Below are 16,500 nucleotides of genomic sequence, written 5' to 3'. Positions count from 1 at the left end.
GCTGTTCGTCAGATACCCACCCAGGCTCACCGTCCAGCCCACCCCAGCGTTGAAATCCTCCGAGACCCGAGCCTCGAACGCCGCCTCCGAGAAGGAGAACGGACGCGTCTCCACATCCCAGACCTTGGCGTTGTAGGTCAGGCGCAGGCCGTAGGAGAAGCCCCCACCCAGCGGGTACTGGCCGCCCAGCGGCAACGCCAGCACCAGGTTGCCGTTGAACAGGTTCACCGAATCCAGACCCGAGTAGTCGTAGACCTCCCCGGGGGAGAAACCGCGCGCTTCCACCGGCTTCGGCTGGGCGAGGGCAGTCGTCGAAAGCAGCAGCAGGGCGGCCACGCAGAGAACGGTCGAGAGGCGGCTCACGGCGACACCTCCTCACCGCTCCAGATCAGCTCCAGGGTCGACGTGTCGATCACCACCAGCACATCCTCCGGCTGCAGAGAGCCCGGCAACTCCGAGCCACCGTCCCGGGAGGCGAGAGACGACAGAGACAGGCTCACCGAGCCATCCTCGAGGCCGTCGCCATCCGCCGAAGAACCGTCGCCGATCGACTGACGCCAGCCCGAGGTCGAAGGACGCACCAGGAACGCCTCCACCTGGCGGTGCGGCAGAGTCAGGGACTCCCCCGAGGGATCGAGCGCCGTCGCCGGCAGGCTCGACACCGAACCCTCCCAGCCCGGCGACGGGAGGACCGTCACCGCACCGGTGGAAGGATCCGCCACCCCCCACGAGGCCAGCACCGGCATCCCGCCCGCGGGCTCGTAGGTGATCCGGCCGTCGCCGTCCGCATCGCTCAAGCTCTCCGAGTAGGTCGTCAAGATCCGGTTGTAGCCGTCTCGGCTCTTGCCGAGCCCGAAGACCCACAGCTCGGCGTCCGCCGGGACCCGGGCGATCGTCAGGGACTTCGCTCCCGAAATCAGCTCAAGGCCTGATAGCGAACCGCCTACCGAAAACAGTCCCAACACCGCCAACATCAACGCTCGATGCATCACGTCCAATCTCCCAAGAAATGCCCTCGTCCTTCCAGGACAACGTAAAACTGGATTCATTTCCTTGCCAAAGCGCTACAGCAAGCCACGTGCCATGGAGGACTTCGTCGTTTTACAGGCGTTTTCGGCGATCAGGCCCGAAAAAGATGTCCGGAAGACGTCCGGAAGATGTCCGGAAGATGTCCGGAAACGAGAAACCCCTCAGGAAGTCGCGCCACTCAACGGCGCTTCCACAGGAGGCGGTAGCCCGCCGTCAGCCGTAGCGGGTCAGGGGCAGAAAGTCGGGGTCGCCTGCCTGCTCGAGGGCCTGGAGGGCGAGGTGGCGGCCGGCGAGGAAGCCGAGGGAGAGGCCGTGGCCGTTGAAGCCGACGCCGTAGGTGACCGCCGGCAGGTGGTCGAGACGACCGATGCAGGGCAGGCAGTTGGGAGTGAAGGCCATAGTGCCGGCCCAGCGCTGGACGATCGGGCGATCACCGCAGCCCGGAAAGAGCTCGCGCAGCACCTCTTCGAGCGCTCCCTGCACGGTCGCCGTGGGGGTTTCGGCATAACCGCGCTCGTCGGCTTCGGCGGCCAGGCGACGGCCGCCGACGAGGAGCGTGCCGTCGGCGAGCTGCCGAACGTACTCGAAGCCATCGTTGAGGTACCAGACCCCTTGCAGGAAACGCTCTCCGGGCGCGGTGGCGAGGATCTGGCCACGCACCGGGCGCACCGCCGAGGCCAGCTGCGGGAGCACTCGGGGAGCATAGGCGTTGAGGGTCAACACGACTCGCTCGGCGATCACCGAGCGGCCTTCGGACACCAGGAGAGCGCGATCACCCCGCGCCTCCAAGCTCCGAACGCGGAATCCGCATTCGACCGCGAAGCCGCCGGCCTCGGCCATACCGTGGCACAGCTTGACCGGGTGCAGGCCGCCGTCCCGAGCGGTGAAGATGCCGCCCAGGATGGCGCGGCTGCCGCTCGCCGCATAGGCCGCTTCGGCGCCTCGCCAGTCCAGGTCGAGACCTTCACCCCGGAGGGTCTCGCAGGCCTGCTGCAGGGCGCTGGGATCCCCCACCGTCGCCAGCCAGCTCCCCTCCGGCAAGAAGTCACAGTCGACTCGGCCAGGATCGATCAGCTCGCGCCGCAACAGCTCGCGGTTGGCGATGGTGGCGCGCCAGAAGTCGAGCAAGCCGTCGCGCTCCTGAGGCCGTCCGAGGCGTTCGACCACCTGGGCGACTCCGGAGAGCAGGAAGCCGGCGTTGCGTCCCGACGCCCGGGCCGCCAGATTCCCCGCTTCGAGGAGGAGCGGCGACTGGCCGTGCCGGGCCAGCCAGTAGGCGGTGGACAGGCCGACCAGGCCACCGCCCACCACCGCCAGAGGCACCTCCCGAGGCGCCCCGGGACGGTTCAGCCAGAGCGAGGGAGCGCTCGACTCAGCCGGCCAGGACACTGCCACCGTTGACGTTGAGGACCTCGCCGGTGATGTGGCGAGCCAGCGATGAGGCGAGAAACACCACCGGGCCGGCGATGTCGCCGGGATCGGCGACCCGCCCCAGGGGGATCGACGCCGCGATGCGCTCGCGGCCACCATCGGCGAAGGCCGGCGCGCACATCTCCGAATCGACCCAGCCGGGGGCCACCGAGTTCACCCGCACCCTCGGCGCGAGCTCCGTCGACCAGGCCTTGGTGGCGGCGATCATCGCGCCTTTGGAGGCGGCATAGGCACTGTAGTCAGCCTCTCCCCGCTGACCGGCGGTCGAGGTGATGTTGACGATGTTGCCGTCGGACGAGCGCTCGAGCAGCGGCAGGACGGCGCGGGCAGCGAGGAAGCAACCATCGACGTTGACCGCCATCAGGCGGCGATAGGACTCGACATCGAAGGTTCCGAGGGGATTGCGCCACCAGACGCCGGCGTTGTTGACCAGACAATCGAGGCCGCCCCAGAGGTTCCGCGCCGCCTGCGCCAGGGCCTCGGCCCCGGCCGGCGACGCGAGATCTCCGCCCACCGTGTCGTGGGGGCCCGGATTGATCTGCCGCAGCTCCTCGGCCAGTTCCTCGGCCGCCCCGCGACGCCCACCGTAGGCCACCAGCACGGCGGCCCCGGCGCCGGCGAAGAGCCGGCAGCAGGCGGCGCCGATACCGCGGCTACCACCGGTCACCGCCACCCGCCGCTGGCGCAAGTCGATCAAGGCCCAGAGTCCGGAATCAACCGGTCGATTCGACGATCATCGCGATGCCCTGACCGCCGCCGATGCAGGCCGAAGCGACGCCGACGCCCCCGCCACGCCGCTGCAGCTCCTTCAGCAGGGTGAGGGTGATGCGGGCACCGGTGGCCCCCAGGGGATGACCGAGGGCGATGGCGCCGCCGTTGACGTTGAGCTTGTCGATGTCGAGGCCGAGCTCCTGAACGCAGGCCAGGATCTGACCGGCGAAGGCTTCGTTGATCTCGATCAGGTCGAGATCGCCGAGGTTCATACCGGCCGATTCGAGGGCCTTGCGGATCGCCGGCGCCGGACCGATACCCATGCGCGACGGCTCGACGCCGACGGTGGCCCAGGAGCGCACCCGGCCGAGCGGCTTCCAGCCCCTCTCGGCGGCCCGCGCGGCAGTGGTCATCAGCAGCATGGCGGCACCATCGACGATGCCAGAGGCGTTGCCGGCGGTGACGTAGCCGTCCTCGTCGAAGGCCGGCGGCAGCTTGGCGAGGGTCTCCAGGGTGGTTTCCGGCCGCGGATGCTCGTCGGCGGCGATGGTCTTGGCGCGCTTGCCCCGACCGACCTCGATGGCGACGATCTCCTCCGCCAGCTTTTCCCGCGCCGCTCCGGCCCGTTGCTGGCTGCGCACCGCGAAGGCGTCCTGCTCCTCACGGCTGATGCCGTAGTCGTTGGCTAGATTGTTCGAAGTCTGGGCCATGAAGCAGCCGCAGTAGGGGTCGAGCAGCGAGGTCAGCAGGGAGTCCTCCAAGGACCCATGTGCGAAGCGGAAGCCGGCCCGCGCCCCCCACACGACGTGCGGTGCCTGGGTCATGTTCTCCATGCCGCCGACCAGAGTGGTCGTGGCCTCGCCGGCGAGCGTCCTGAGCCCGCCCTGGATCACCGCCTCGAGGCCGGAGCCGCAGAGGCGATTGACGGTCAGAGCCGGCACCTCCTTCGGCACCCCGGCCTTGAGGCCAACGTGGCGGGCACCGTAGATGGCGTCCTTCGAGGTCTGCGACACGTTGCCCACCATCACGTGGTCGATCTCTTCCGGCGCGGCGCCGGTGCGCTCGAGAAGCGCCTTGGCGACGTGGGCGGCCAGGTCGATGGCGGTAGTACGGGCAAAGGAGCCGTTGAACGCCGCCATCGGCGTTCGCAGGCCATCGACCAGCACGAGATCTTGCTTTTCCATGATGGGAATTCCTCCGGACCCGTAAGACGGGCCGACGTTGGCGTTTTGAGGCGGCCGGCAGTGGGTGGTGCCGACGGTGCGACGGACGGCGGGATCCACCCCTCGCTGGTCCCTATCATGCCTCAGATCCCCGGCGCCGTCATCCCTTCCGTTTTCGCGCCGAAGGCGATGCGCTCATGGTAAAGTTAAGTGAGTTTTGAAAATAAAAATATCTACAACGATGAACATAGATACCAAGACGCCTTTAACCATCGGCGACCAGATCACCGCCGATCTTCGCGACTGGAGCCTCGGAGACCCGGAGGCCTTCGAGCGGATCCTCCCCCAGGTCTACGAGGATCTGCATCGCCTCGCTCGCGCCTATCTGGCGCGCGAAGGCCGGGAACACACGCTGCAAGCGACGGCGCTGATCAACGAGGCCTATCTGCGCCTCTCGGGAAGCCCCGTCGACTGGCACAACCGGGCCCAGTTCATCGGCGTCACGGCGCGGGTGATGCGACGCATTCTGGTCGATCACGGCCGCCAGCGGCGGGCTGACAAGCGCGGTGGCGACGCTCCGCAAGTGCCCCTCGACGAGGTGCTCGACGGCCACTGCGATCCGCAGACCGATCTCCTCGCCCTCGATCAGGCCCTCGACGAGCTGGCGCGCCTCGACCCCGACCAGGCGCGCATCGTCGAGCTGCGCTACTTCGCCGGCCTGACCATCGCCGAAACCGCTACCGCTCTCGAGATCTCGCCGGCCACCGTCAAACGCGAATGGACGATGGCCCGCGCCTGGCTTTTCCAGCGCTTGAGCCAGCGGCAGCCTGTCTGAGGCGAACGCCGACATCGCGCGATGATCGCGTCGCACCAGCAGCCGGACAAGCTTCTGTCTCAGGAGCAGATCGAAGAGGCTCCTCCAGGGTCCGCCGGGTCGTCGACCGGGACCACAGCGGCCGGGCACTGGCGGCGGGTCAAGAAGCTGTTCCTGACCGCCCTCGATATGCCGCCCGACGAGCGGGCGCGCTGGCTCGGCCAGCACGATCCCGAGCTGCGGCGTCCCGTCGAGTCGCTCCTCGCCTGCCACGACCAGGCCGGCGACTTCCTCGATGCGCCCGCTTGGCCCGAACCGCCGGAAGTCTTCGACGTCGGTCCCTATCGCACCCTCGAGCGCATTGGCGAAGGCGGCATGGGGGTCGTCTATCGCGCCCAGCGGGCCGACGATGCCTTCTCGAAACAGGTCTGCGTCAAGGTGATTCGCCAGGGCGGCGAGGTGGCGCGACGCTTCCGCGCCGAACGCCAGATCCTAGCCCGCCTCGAGCACCCCAACATCGCCCGCCTGATCGATGGCGGCACCACCGCTGAAGGACTTCCCTACCTGGTCATGGAGTATGTCGATGGCGAGCCCATCGACCGCTACTGCGACCGCCACCACCTCCCCGTCCCCGACCGCCTCGAGCTGTTCCGCGACGTCTGCTCGGCGGTCCACGACGCCCACCGCCACCTGATCGTCCATCGAGATCTCAAACCGAGCAACATCCTGGTGTCTCGGGAGGGCACCCCCAAGCTCCTCGACTTCGGGATCGCCAAGCTCCTCGACCCGGCTCCCGGCGACGAAACCATGACCGGCTGGTGGGCGATGACTCCGGAGTACGCCAGCCCCGAGCAGCTCGCCGGCGAGCCGGTGACCACCGCCAGCGACGTCTACTCCCTGGGCGTCCTGCTGTTCCTCCTGCTCACCGGCCGGCGGCCCTATCAGGTCGACCGGCGGACGCCGTGGACCTTGGTGCGACAGGTCTTCGAAGAAGCGCCCGCCACCGCCAGCCGCTGCCTGGAACGGACCGACCTCGGCGGCCTGTCGGTGGACGAGGTCGCCGCCCGTCGCGGCCTGTCCCCCCGGCGCCTCGAGCGCCGCCTCGCCGGCGACCTCGACGTCATCGTCGGACGGGCCCTGGAGCGCGATCCGCGGCAGCGCTACGGCAGCCCGCAGCAGCTCGCCGAGGACCTGCGCCGGCACCTGGCGGGGGAACCCATTCGGGCGCGCCCGACCAACCTCTTCTACCGCTTGAGAAAACGCGTACGACGTTCGCCCATCGCCGCTTCCGCCCTCGTCCTCGCCGCGCTGCTGGCGGTCGGAGCCACCGCCCTGGGTTTGCGCGCCCAGCACCAGCGCGAAGTCGCGGAGCGCGCTCGCGAGCGCGCCGAGAGCCTGTCGAGCTTCCTCTTCCAGCTCTTCGAGTCCTCGGACCCCGAATCTCCCCAGGGCGACCCGGACCTGAGCGCTCGCGACATCCTCGACCGCGGCGCCGCCGCCGTCGAACCGAGCTTCGCCGGCCGGCCCGCCGAGGAAGGTCGCTTTCGCGATCAGCTCGGGCGCATCTACCTTCACCTCGGAGACTTCGAGAAAGCCCGGGAGATGCTCGAAGGCGCCCTCGAAGCGCACCGTCGACTCTCCCCCGCTGCCACCGCCGCAACCCTCAGCCGCCTCGCCGCCCTCGAGCTGCGCAGTGGCGATCCGCGACGCGCTCGCAGCCTCGCCGAAGAGTCCCTCGCCCTTTTTGAGCAAGCCCTTGGTAGCCAGCACCCAGAGGCCGTCACCGCCCTCGCCAACCTCGGCAGCACTCTGTTCGAAAACGGCTATCCGGACGACGCCGAGCCGCTCCTCGTCGCCGCCCTCGCGCGCCAACCGCCCGACGGCGCCCAGGCGGCCACCACCCGCGCCAACCTCGGCCATCTGTCCTTTCAGCGCGGCGACTGGTCGCGCGCCGAGGGTCTTCTGCTAACCGCAGTCGGGGATTTCCGACGACTTTTCGGGGAGCGTGATCCGCGCACCCTCGATGCCCTGGCTCGCCTTGCCGCCACCCTGCAGCGGCAGGGCGAACGCCGCCGGGCGGAAGTGCTGCTGCGGGAAGTGTTGACCATCCAGCGCGAGGTCCTCGGAGACGACCACCCCGATGTCGCCGTCAGCCGCAACAACCTCGGCCTGTTGCTGCGCGAGCTCGATCAGCTCCCGGAGGCCGAGAAGCTGCTGCGCCAGGCTCTCGAGAGCAACCTCTCGCGCCTGGGCGAAGCCCACGCCTTCAGCGTGATGGCGCGCACGGCCTTGGCGGCGGTGATTCTCGACGCCGGGCGCCGAGACGAAGCGCGTGGCCTCTTCGCCAAGGCCGTCGAGCTGGGGCGACAAGTGTTTCCGGCCGGCGACGCCAACCTCTCCCATCCACTGATGGGCCTCGGCCGCAGCCTTCTCGAAGAACGACCCCAAGCCGCCCAGCGAGCCTTCGGCGAAGCCCTGGAGCTGCGCCGCCGCGCCTGGGGCCATGAACACTGGCGCAGCATCGAAGCCCGAGGTCTGTGGGCGGTCAGTCGCTGGTCGCAAGGGGATGGCGCCGCTGGCGAGGAGATTCGCCGGGCCGCCGCCGAGCTCGAAGAGCGGCTGGGTGCGGACCATCCCGCGGCCCGCGAGCTGAGCAAGGTAAGAGTCACGACCGGCGGATGAGGCCCCTCACACCCGCCGGCCGCTCAGGGGAGAAAATCAGCGCTGCGGATGGACGTCCGCGTTGTCAGCGTCGGGACCGGCCACGGCCGACATGCTGACGCTACCGGTGGTGGTGCCACCACTGCCCTCGAGCAGACTGCCGGCGGCGCCCTCGAAGGTGATGTTGTAGCCCACCTCGAACTTGGAGTCGACGTGCCACTTGCCGTTACCGGCGTAGCTCAGGGTGGTCTCGCCGGGGCTCGGGATACCGCTCTCGGAACCACCGGAGATCTTGAGGTAGGCGAAGTCGTGGTCACCGACCACCTCGCCCTCGATGCTCAGCATCTCAGTCTGGAAGCTCTGCACCGGCTGGCCCGGCTTGCGCGGTCCGACCTTGGTGCGCACCGTCGCCGGCACGTCGAGAGTGCGGGTGTAGCCGTCGAGGGGACCGCCGGCGCCGGAGAGGGTCAGGCGCACGGTGGACTCGAACTCCTCAGTCTCGCCGGTCTCGGGGGTGCCGCCGATGGTGCAGCCCCGCTCCTGCCGGCCGCCGCGACCGCCGTTGCACACGAACCAACCGTGCTCCGGCTTGACGATGATCGTGGTACCCGGCGGCAGGCCGTTAACGATGGCGTGGAAGCGGTCCGGGCTGATGTAGCCGCAGCCCTCGGGCGGCATGGTGACGGTTCCGGAGCCATCATCCGGCACCACACAGGGGTCCGACGCCAGCGCTGCCGGCGCAAACGCGAAGATCATGGCGCACAGGGCAAGAAGAAGAATTGAACGCTTCATGGGAGTTCCTCCTTGGGAGGTTTTGGGGCAGCCGTCGAAACGGTCCCCGGAGGTAAGAAAGGCGCCTCGCCTCGAGGCACCAGACAAAGCTGTCCATCACCGGAAAGCCAGAAGGGTTGCGGTTGCACCCCGACCCAGCCCGCCTGGAGGGCGGCCGGTGGCGGCAAAGGAGAGTCGACGACGCCGCTGCAGTCGCTGTCGAAGCCGCCGCCCCGCGGAACCGCCGTCGTCACCAGGTCGGCCCAGGGACCCGAGCTGAAGAAGGTGAAGGTCTCGTCCCAGGACTCGCGACGCCCCGTCCCGACTTCGACGAAGACCAGGCGGAGCCGCAGCCGGAGGGCGCCCGTGAAAGAGCCTCCTTGGTTGCTCGAGCGCAGCGCCAGTAGAGTCGAGACCGGCTGTCGGCCCGGCGCCAGCCCGCCGCCGAAGCGCCAATCGCCACAAGCCGTGGCCACCGCCTGCTGGCTCGTAAAGCAGAAGGCCTGCGGCGTCACCTCGACGGCGCCTTCCCCCGGCGCCGCCCACGCGCTGTCGGCCAGAGACAGCAGCAGACCGGCCGGCGGCAGGGCCTGAGGCTCGACCGAAGGACTGGTGATCAGGGTGGTTCGGATCGGCTCGCACGTCGGAGCCGGGTGCTCCTCTTCTTCCGCCGTATCGGCGGCGAAGACACCGCACAGCCGCGCCTCGAGCTCGTCCGGGCGCAAGTTGAGGCAGTTGCCATTGCAGGAGTCGAGGGCCACCGAGCCCCCCGGCATCACCGTCGCCGCCGGCGCCGGCGGCGCCTGCCAGAGAAACACCATGGCCAAGGCCAGGCATAGAGCAGCCTTCCGCATGGAAATCCTCCTTCACCGAAGGGCCCTCCGAGGAGGAGAGCCGAGATAAGTCATGGACCGACGCCGGTAATGCGGAAACGGCGCCGAAAGTGGCTCAGAAGGACTCGAGATCGAGGAGCTCGGGGGGCGTCACCCTCAGCAGGGAGACAGCAGAAGGAGCGTCAACGGCGACCGTCGAAGGCCCGGAAGACGACGGGCGGCCAGCCCGCGAGCGACGCGATCAGGCCGAGGGTCGAGGTCGTCGGCGGAGTGGGTCGAGGCGAATGGCGGGGCGCCTCCCTATCGCCAGCATTCACCGGAGTCCTGAAGCAAAAGAAGCGCTCACTCGTCTCCCCCATGAACGACAACTCAACGAGGACGATCTCGATGAACGCACTGAAAATCGCAGTCCTTGCTTCCTTCGCCGCCGGCTTGTTTGCGGCGAGCACTCCAGCCTCGGCACAGTGGGTCGCCCGCCACGGGCTCTCGCCCTCCCGCTATCAGTCCGAGTTCAACAAGTGGACCCGCGCCGGCTATCGACTGACCGACGTCACCGGATACTCGGAGAACGGCAAGGAGCGCTACGCCGCGGTGTGGGAGAAGAAGTCCGGTCCGCGATGGGTCGCCCGTCACGGCCTGAGCTCCAGTGCCTACCAGGCAGAGTTCGATCGCCGGCGCCGAGCCGGCTACCGGCTGACCCACGTCAGTGGCTACTGCATCGGAACGCGAATCAAGTTCGCCGCCATCTGGGAGAAACGATCCGGCCCGGCCTATGTGGCCCGTCACAACCTGACGTCGTCGCGCTACCAGGCCGAATTCAACAAGTGGACCCGCGCCGGCTACCGGCTGGCCCATGTCAGCGGTTACTCGGACGGCTCGCGAGCGCGCTTTGCCGCCATTTGGGAGAAGCGGTCCGGACCGGCATACGTGGCGCGTCACAACCTGACGTCGTCGCGCTACCAAGCCGAGTTCAACAAGTGGACCCGGGCCGGCTACCGGCCGACGCTGGTCAGCGGCTACTCGGTCAAGGGAAAACACCTGTATGCGGCGATCTGGGAGAAGCGCGGCGGCGGGCGTTGGATCGCGCGCCACGGGATGACCGCCGCCAAGTATCAGTCCCAGTTCGACGATCAGACCGACGCCGGGTACAGGCCCGCCGAGATCAGCGCCTTCGGTGCCGGTCGAAGCTCTCGCTTCGCCGCCATCTGGGAGAAGTGAGGACTGAAGCCGCGACCTGAAGCGGCCCGAACAAGCCAATAAAAACCACACCCCTCAACGGAAGGGAGATCCAGGATGAAGCTCGAGCTGACGCGTCGGGAGATGTTGCGTTTGACAGCAGGGGCCGGAGCACTGATGGGGGCCTCGACGCTGGGAGGATGTTCGTTGTTCGAGAGGCTGCGTAATCGGCCACGGCGGCGCGACATCGCGACCCTGGCGCCAGATCATCCCGATCTGGTGACGTACCGTGCGGCGGTGAAGGCGATGAAAGCCCTCCCGGACTCGAACCCACGGAGCTGGTCGGCCCAGGCCAAAATCCACTTGGAACACTGCCCTCACGGCAACTGGTTCTTCCTTCCCTGGCACCGCGCTTACCTCTACTACTTCGAGCAGATCTGCTGCGAGCTCACCGGCAATAACGACTTCGGACTGCCGTACTGGAACTGGCAGAAAAACCGCAAAATCCCGAACGCCTTCTGGGGCTCGTCGAGCAACCCTCTCAGGCACTCCCCTCGTTTCGCGACGTCTTCGAGCCAAGCCGCAGCGTGGGCCGTCGGCGCGAACGTCATCGAGGACATCCTCGACGAGCCCAACTTCTTTGTCTTCGGCAGCGGTCCCGCCGCAGCCGGGAAGCTCGAGGGGACGCCGCACAACCATATTCACGGCTTCGTGGGCGGGACAATGAGCACCTACGATTCACCTCTCGACCCCATCTTCTGGTGCCATCACAACATGGTCGAGTGTCTTTGGGTCGAGTGGAACCGACGCGGTCACGGGAACCCGAACGACAGCACCTGGACCAAGCACATCTTCAACGGTCAGTTTGTCAATGGCCAGGGTGATCTGATCGAAGACCTCACCGTCGAGAGCACCCTGCTGATGCCGATCTTCGGCTATCGTTACGAAAGTCCGACCAAAGGGAAAGATCCCTCGGGAACGATCACCAACCGGCAGCTCGAGGGGCTCCTCGAGCGCGGAGCAAAGGTCGAAGTTCAGGTTCTGGAGCGCTTCGACCTCGACGGTGAGCTGCGGATCGGAGTCGGCCAAGCCATCACTCGTCGGTCGAGGGTCTCCGAACTCGCCCTCGAGCAGAGCCTCAAAGCCGGTGTAGCGGGGCGCCAGGAGGGAGACCGCCTCTTCCTGATCGCGAGCGGATTGCAGCCCCCCGAGAACGAGGACTACTTCGTTCACGTCTACGTTGGTGAAGTCGACGATCCCCCGGCCGATCCTCTCGAGGATCCACGCTATGCCGGGAGCTTCAGCTTCTTCACCGATCCCGAGTCGCCGCACCACGATCACCCCCAGAGCTTCCGTATCGATCTCACGGACACCCTGCGCCAGCTCAGCGACTCGGGAAATCAAACCGAAGAGATTGCCGTCACCCTGGCTCCGGGCACCCTCGAGGGCCGGGAGGTCCAAGACCAGACCTTCGCGGCCCGCGAGCTGCGCATCGAAAGATCCCGAGTGACGCCGTCGGCTCCGGTGATCAAAGCTCGAGGACGATGATTCGTAGGAGCTGGATCTTGGCGCTGACGCTGGTCGTGGTGCTCGCCACCTCGGCTTGCTCGGCCTGGGAGGGTTCGCCGGCTCGCTCTGGCGAACCCCGTTCCGAAGTCGCGACCAGCGAAACAGAATCGGCCATCGTCCTGAGCGCTGATTTACCCAGAGTCGCCGTTCCCTTGGATCGGAAGTTGATCGCATGGCGACCACCAATCCTCGAAGCCGAGATCGTCGCCCTCGAGAATCCGAACCTCGCCCCTTTTTCGATCGCGCTCGCATTGAGGACCAGCGGCGGGGAAATGCTGAGGATCGGTCGGTTCGCGGTGTACCCCGCGGATCGCGAAGGCCGCTTCCAGCTGCATGCCTCCGGTGCCTGGGCTCAGCTGCCCGAGACTGTAAGCAAGGTGGAGCTCGTCGTCGAGCTGAAGGATCACGAAGAATCTGCCGACCTCAGCCTCGATCTGATGATCCGTTGGCAAACAGAACCGTGAGCTGCCACGAGGATTCCACCCTATTCGGGGGTTCCCGGCCCCCGCCTCCGCGACACGGCCCAGGCAGCGCGACCACCGCCTCCCGGGCGCTCGGCCGAGTGTTCCTGACTTTCGATACGTGTCTATTATCAGGGGCGTAACTGAAGCGAAAGTCGCGCTAAGTAAGGACCAGCCGCCCGTCCGAAATCCGTCCCCGGGGCCGGACAGTTTCCGCCATTCGCGCACTTTGCCGGTCCTGATCGCTGGGCCCAGTAACAACAGCTCGAACCGACTCGACGATGTGATCGATGCGGTGGCGTCTAGCCTCACCTGCGAGAGGCTCGGGGAAACGGTCTCCGAGCCTCTCAGTTCGCCGCGGGGACTTCAGGCTCCCTGCCTGTGACTCCATGGCAGCAGGACTAGTCTCTGCGGAACCTCTCGAAGTCTGAGTACATCCAGGTGTTGTGCTTTCTGATCGTCACCCCAAGCTTGAACTCCGAGCGCACCTCGGCGCGGGTTGTCAGCCAGACGCCATCGAGCTGCTGCCGGTCCAGGGTCAGGTCCAGCGTCTTCAGCGTGACTCCGATCATCTTCAAGGGGCTCGCCAGGCGGACCTCCATGCGAGCCAGGTGCTGTCCCTCTCGCGTGAACCAGAAGGAACCGTGACTTGCGGCCGCCACTCTCTCGGTCCTCGAGGCACCTTCTGGCGGCGAGAAAGGCTTGACGAGAAAACGGAAGCACGGCGCGCCATGCATCACGGCCTCCCCCGCATACTCATAGTTGTAGGTGTTGAGAAGAACCGAGAGCTCCAGGTCCGCAACGAGGCCCATCTCGACGCGGCCCGCCGTGAGCTGGCGGTGATGCTTCGAGAAGATCGCCGCCTCGCGGTGTCGCCTGACTTCGGCTTCGCTTGGCACACGGCCGTCGATGTCCGTCAACAGCTCGTCGAATCCGACTTCCTTGGGAGTGACCCGGCTGTTGAGGACTTCGAGGGACTTCTCCCCCCCGTTGCGGTCGAGGGTGCGTCGAATTACTTTGCGCGAGAAAGAAAACTCACGAATCGCAGCCGTGTCGGCGTGGAATGCCGTGACTGCCCGCTCGCGGAACTCTGGAGTTTCGGGAGCCGGCTCGTTGGCCAAGAGCACCGGCCCGGCAGCCACGACCAACGCGGCCAGAGACAAGACCGAAAGCTCTCTTCTCACTGGGACGATTCTCCTCCGTCTTCAGGCACCCAGCCGATCCTCACTTCGAGCCATCGTCGAGGGCATCCCGACGCCTTCATGGTACCGAACCGAGAATCGACTGTTTCTCGAGGAGAGAGTCCTGAGCGCCGAGAGCGGTGCCGCCGACAGAGCGGCTACGCACGACCGTGAGAGCCATCCCCGACACCAGATGAGGACCGCAGTACGCTGCACCTTCGGGTGACGTGTCGGACGAGCATGCTTTCAGTGCGATCAGGTTCCGGACCGCCCAATCGCCGAGGCGACTCCGGAGTGGTGGAGGTTGACGCGTTCCGAATCTCCACTCCTCTTCTGCCGCGCCCCTTCCCCCCAGCGCATCGAACAAGTCGACATTGCCGGATCGACCTCGCTGACGGCTCTGGGGCCGAGCGCCGCCTCGCCTACGCCGCCCAGCCCGATCTTGCTTCCGGCGCTACCGACTTAACGAGCCGCCTGGCTGGCTTTTTCCTTCAGCTTCGAGATATCCAGCGTCGCCGTGCCGCCGGCGCTGAGGAAGACTTCGGCGCAGGCGCTTTCGTCGCGGGCTGCGAAGGTGTTCAGGCCCCGTAGGCTGGCGGCGACTCTTTCCCAGCAGGCGCGGTAGGTGCCGGGGGCGAGCTGGGGGATGACCACCGACTCGGCCTCGGCACCCCACACTTCTCCATGGGCCCGAGCCCAGTTGGCGAGGATTCCCCAAGGAATCCCGTGCCCGTCCCGGCTGAGGCCCAGACTCCGGGGGTGCTTCACTCGGCTTTGGTCGGAATCTCCGAGGACCAGATGCAGGGTTCCTCCGACCACCGGCACCGCGACGGTCAAGTCTTCTTCGGCGGCGGGGGCGGCCATGCGGGTCGCCAGGAGGGCGTGGCCTGGGGGTGACACAACCACCCACAGGACCCGAGCCCCGGGCAGCGTGTCGAACTCGAAACGGCCCTCGCGATCGCTGTGATCATCGTCGATGAAGGCCATCTGAGTGGGCTCGGCGATGCCCACGAGCACGCGCGCCCCAGGGACTCCTCCGCGCTCCGAGACGACTCGGCCACGGCGCCCTTCGGCTTCGCGCAGCACGAGCTCGACGGGCCCAACGGGCAAGCCCTCTCGCAGTACCTCGACGACGCCGTCGCTGGTGCGTTCGACACCGTTGTTGTCATCCGACGCACCAACCAACACCTCTCCTACCGAAGCCCCCCGAAAGACAACCTCCCCGGCGGCATCGGAAGGCGCACGCTGAGGCCTAGATTCCGCGCCCAGGAGAGAGACATTCGCCCCCTCGACCGGAGAGCCAAGGCGGTCGACGACCCGCACCCGAAGCTCTGTGTCGGGCAACTCCAGCTCGATGCGGGCCTCGCCGCGAGAGTCTGCCTCGACCTCGACCCGTTGCACGATCCGCCCACTGAAGAGCTCCGGGACCTCCACCTCGACGGTCCACCAGCCCTCTTCGGGAACAACCCCCAGGAAGGCTCCCTCGCGGTCCGTTTTGATCTGGACGCTGGCTCCGATCCCGCCTCGGAAGCGCACTGCCCCGGCGATCGGCCCGTCGCGAAAGCGCAGCTCGCCTCGCACGACGACTTGATCGAGCTCGAGCACAACCTCACCACCGCCCCGCTCGAGGACGATGTCGCTGCGATAGAGCATGGAGCTACCGTCCCCATCCTCGACGCTCACCGCGAAGATACCCGTCCCCTGGTTCTCGACGACGACGCGGCCGAGCTCATCGGCCTGGCCGTCGAATTCTGCTGGTCCATACATCGACGCCGAAAGCTCGGAGCCTCGAGACACCCTCACGGTCCACGGCCGACCGGCCCAATCCGTCGCCGGCACGATCTGCAGGGCGAGAGCGAGGGGACGTCGCAGGGTCAGAGCTTCCTGCAGCCGCACTTCGACGGACTCCCAGATCTCGATCGGAAACTGCTCTGCCGGAACGTAGCCCGGACGCTCGACTTCGAGCACGTAGACTCCGGCGGCAAGGCCTCCGAGCTGAAAGAAGCCGTTTTCGAGCACCGGGGACTCCTGTACCGGGCGATCGAACCGCGACCTGGCGCGGCCGGCCCTGTATTGGTAGAGCTTTGCCCGCCCTTCTCGGCCGAGTGCCAGACGGTCTTCGGTCCGCACCTCGCCAACCAGGGAGGAGCCGCGCTTCAGGTCGACCGCACCGAAGGCGTGGTCCTTGGCCATGTCGACGCCGAAGCGATAGTGCGGCACGAAGCCCGTTGCCCGCAGCTCGAGGTCGAGCTCGACCGCCGGCACTTCACAGGTCCAGGATTTCTCTTCGAGGAGGCAGGGGACGCGCGCCAGCGAGATCTTCTCGACCAGTTTGGGAGCGACGGCACTGAACCGCATGAGGAGCTGCTCCGGCGCGGCGCCTTCGACCTTCCGGAGGCTGCCGCTCACCTTGCGGCTCGGCCAGGCCAAGAGCTTCGGTCGGGACTCCGGCCCGACGGAAAAGGGCTCACACCGAGCCCAGAAGCCGTCCTGCTTCCAGCAGGCATTCCACTCGCTGCCCTCCGGGAGGGCCGCCTGACGGCCCGGCACCTCCAGGCGCTCGCCGTCGCCCATTGGGAGCAGTACGATACCGCCGCCTTCAACCGCCTCCCCGCTGCGAGCATCGACCACCGCAAAGGTCACTTCCCCGGCAATGATCGGAGTTGCAAAGCTCAGGAGAGCGAAAACCAACGGAACCAC

Annotated in this window: 14 protein-coding genes; 5 read left to right on the top strand and 9 right to left on the bottom strand. The window is 67.1% G+C overall.

Translation table 11 applies throughout. The annotated features are described in order from the left end of the window. The 5 genes from AAF604_20445 to AAF604_20425 form a co-directional block, all read right to left on the bottom strand. The coding region (locus tag AAF604_20445; protein ID MEM7052050.1) for a hypothetical protein at positions 1-363 on the bottom strand (363 nt) is incomplete at its 3' end. Then, complete coding sequence (locus AAF604_20440; GenBank protein MEM7052049.1) at positions 360-992, bottom strand: hypothetical protein; 633 nt, start codon at positions 990-992, stop codon at positions 360-362. The genes AAF604_20445 and AAF604_20440, both read right to left, overlap by 4 nt. A 250-nt stretch (positions 993-1,242) precedes the next feature. After that, positions 1,243-2,352: an FAD-binding oxidoreductase gene (locus tag AAF604_20435; protein ID MEM7052048.1), complete on the bottom strand. Its 1,110-nt coding sequence runs from the start codon at positions 2,350-2,352 to the stop codon at positions 1,243-1,245. Between the two features lie 49 nt (positions 2,353-2,401). Next, positions 2,402-3,157, bottom strand: a complete 756-nt coding sequence (locus tag AAF604_20430; GenBank protein MEM7052047.1) for an SDR family oxidoreductase — start codon at positions 3,155-3,157, stop codon at positions 2,402-2,404. A gap of 16 nt (positions 3,158-3,173) precedes the next feature. Beyond that, positions 3,174-4,355 carry an acetyl-CoA C-acetyltransferase gene (locus tag AAF604_20425; protein MEM7052046.1) on the bottom strand — a complete coding sequence of 394 codons (1,182 nt, stop codon included), beginning with the start codon at positions 4,353-4,355 and terminating at the stop codon, positions 3,174-3,176. 220 nt (positions 4,356-4,575) lie between these two features. Here AAF604_20425 and AAF604_20420 point away from each other — a divergent pair, with 220 nt between their 5' ends. Continuing rightward, positions 4,576-5,169, top strand: a complete 594-nt coding sequence (locus tag AAF604_20420; GenBank protein ID MEM7052045.1) for a sigma-70 family RNA polymerase sigma factor — start codon at positions 4,576-4,578, stop codon at positions 5,167-5,169. Positions 5,170-5,190: 21 nt separating this feature from the next. Beyond that, on the top strand, positions 5,191-7,830 hold the full coding sequence (locus tag AAF604_20415) for a serine/threonine-protein kinase (GenBank protein MEM7052044.1): 2,640 nt from the start codon (positions 5,191-5,193) through the stop codon (positions 7,828-7,830). A 36-nt stretch (positions 7,831-7,866) separates the two neighbouring features. Here the strand turns inward: AAF604_20415 and AAF604_20410 are convergent, their stop codons facing one another. Together AAF604_20410 and AAF604_20405 are read right to left on the bottom strand one after the other, a co-directional pair. Then, entirely contained in the window at positions 7,867-8,601 is a 735-nt protein-coding gene (locus tag AAF604_20410) for a hypothetical protein (protein ID MEM7052043.1), read from the bottom strand. Continuing rightward, positions 8,598-9,434, bottom strand: coding sequence for a hypothetical protein (locus tag AAF604_20405; protein MEM7052042.1), 837 nt, complete (start codon positions 9,432-9,434; stop codon positions 8,598-8,600). Before AAF604_20405 ends, AAF604_20410 begins: the two co-directional genes overlap by 4 nt. 366 nt (positions 9,435-9,800) lie before the next feature. Between AAF604_20405 and AAF604_20400 the strand changes: the two genes are divergently transcribed. The 3 genes from AAF604_20400 (at position 9,801) to AAF604_20390 (ending at position 12,622) form a co-directional block, all read left to right on the top strand. Continuing rightward, the gene (locus AAF604_20400; protein MEM7052041.1) at positions 9,801-10,631 is read left to right on the top strand and encodes a hypothetical protein; all 831 of its coding nucleotides are present in this window, start codon (positions 9,801-9,803) and stop codon (positions 10,629-10,631) included. A 75-nt stretch (positions 10,632-10,706) separates the two neighbouring features. Next, positions 10,707-12,137 carry a tyrosinase family protein gene (locus tag AAF604_20395; GenBank protein MEM7052040.1) on the top strand — a complete coding sequence of 477 codons (1,431 nt, stop codon included), beginning with the start codon at positions 10,707-10,709 and terminating at the stop codon, positions 12,135-12,137. A gap of 17 nt (positions 12,138-12,154) precedes the next feature. Then, positions 12,155-12,622, top strand: coding sequence for a hypothetical protein (locus tag AAF604_20390; protein MEM7052039.1), 468 nt, complete (start codon positions 12,155-12,157; stop codon positions 12,620-12,622). A gap of 398 nt (positions 12,623-13,020) precedes the next feature. Here AAF604_20390 and AAF604_20385 read toward each other — a convergent pair whose 3' ends face one another. Beyond that, a complete protein-coding gene (locus tag AAF604_20385) occupies positions 13,021-13,803 on the bottom strand; it encodes a hypothetical protein (GenBank protein MEM7052038.1) in 783 nt (260 codons plus the stop codon). Between the two features lie 459 nt (positions 13,804-14,262). Further along, positions 14,263-16,500: a carboxypeptidase-like regulatory domain-containing protein gene (locus AAF604_20380; protein ID MEM7052037.1), complete on the bottom strand. Its 2,238-nt coding sequence runs from the start codon at positions 16,498-16,500 to the stop codon at positions 14,263-14,265.

Source organism: Acidobacteriota bacterium, from assembly GCA_039028635.1.
Taxonomy (GTDB): domain Bacteria; phylum Acidobacteriota; class Thermoanaerobaculia; order Multivoradales; family JBCCEF01; genus JBCCEF01.
Note: the sequence above shows the minus strand (reverse complement) of the source record. Positions and strands in the feature narration are given on the sequence as shown.

Excerpts from the sequence above, each read along its gene's own strand:
- AAF604_20425 (MEM7052046.1), bottom strand. The coding sequence starts at position 4,355 with ATGGAAAAGCAAGATCTCGTGCTGGTCGATGGCCTGCGAACGCCGATG.
- AAF604_20420 (MEM7052045.1), top strand. The coding sequence starts at position 4,576 with ATGAACATAGATACCAAGACGCCTTTAACCATCGGCGACCAGATCACC.
- AAF604_20415 (MEM7052044.1), top strand. The coding sequence starts at position 5,191 with ATGATCGCGTCGCACCAGCAGCCGGACAAGCTTCTGTCTCAGGAGCAG.
- AAF604_20410 (MEM7052043.1), bottom strand. The coding sequence starts at position 8,601 with ATGAAGCGTTCAATTCTTCTTCTTGCCCTGTGCGCCATGATCTTCGCG.
- AAF604_20405 (MEM7052042.1), bottom strand. The coding sequence starts at position 9,434 with ATGCGGAAGGCTGCTCTATGCCTGGCCTTGGCCATGGTGTTTCTCTGG.
- AAF604_20400 (MEM7052041.1), top strand. The coding sequence starts at position 9,801 with ATGAACGCACTGAAAATCGCAGTCCTTGCTTCCTTCGCCGCCGGCTTG.
- AAF604_20395 (MEM7052040.1), top strand. The coding sequence starts at position 10,707 with ATGAAGCTCGAGCTGACGCGTCGGGAGATGTTGCGTTTGACAGCAGGG.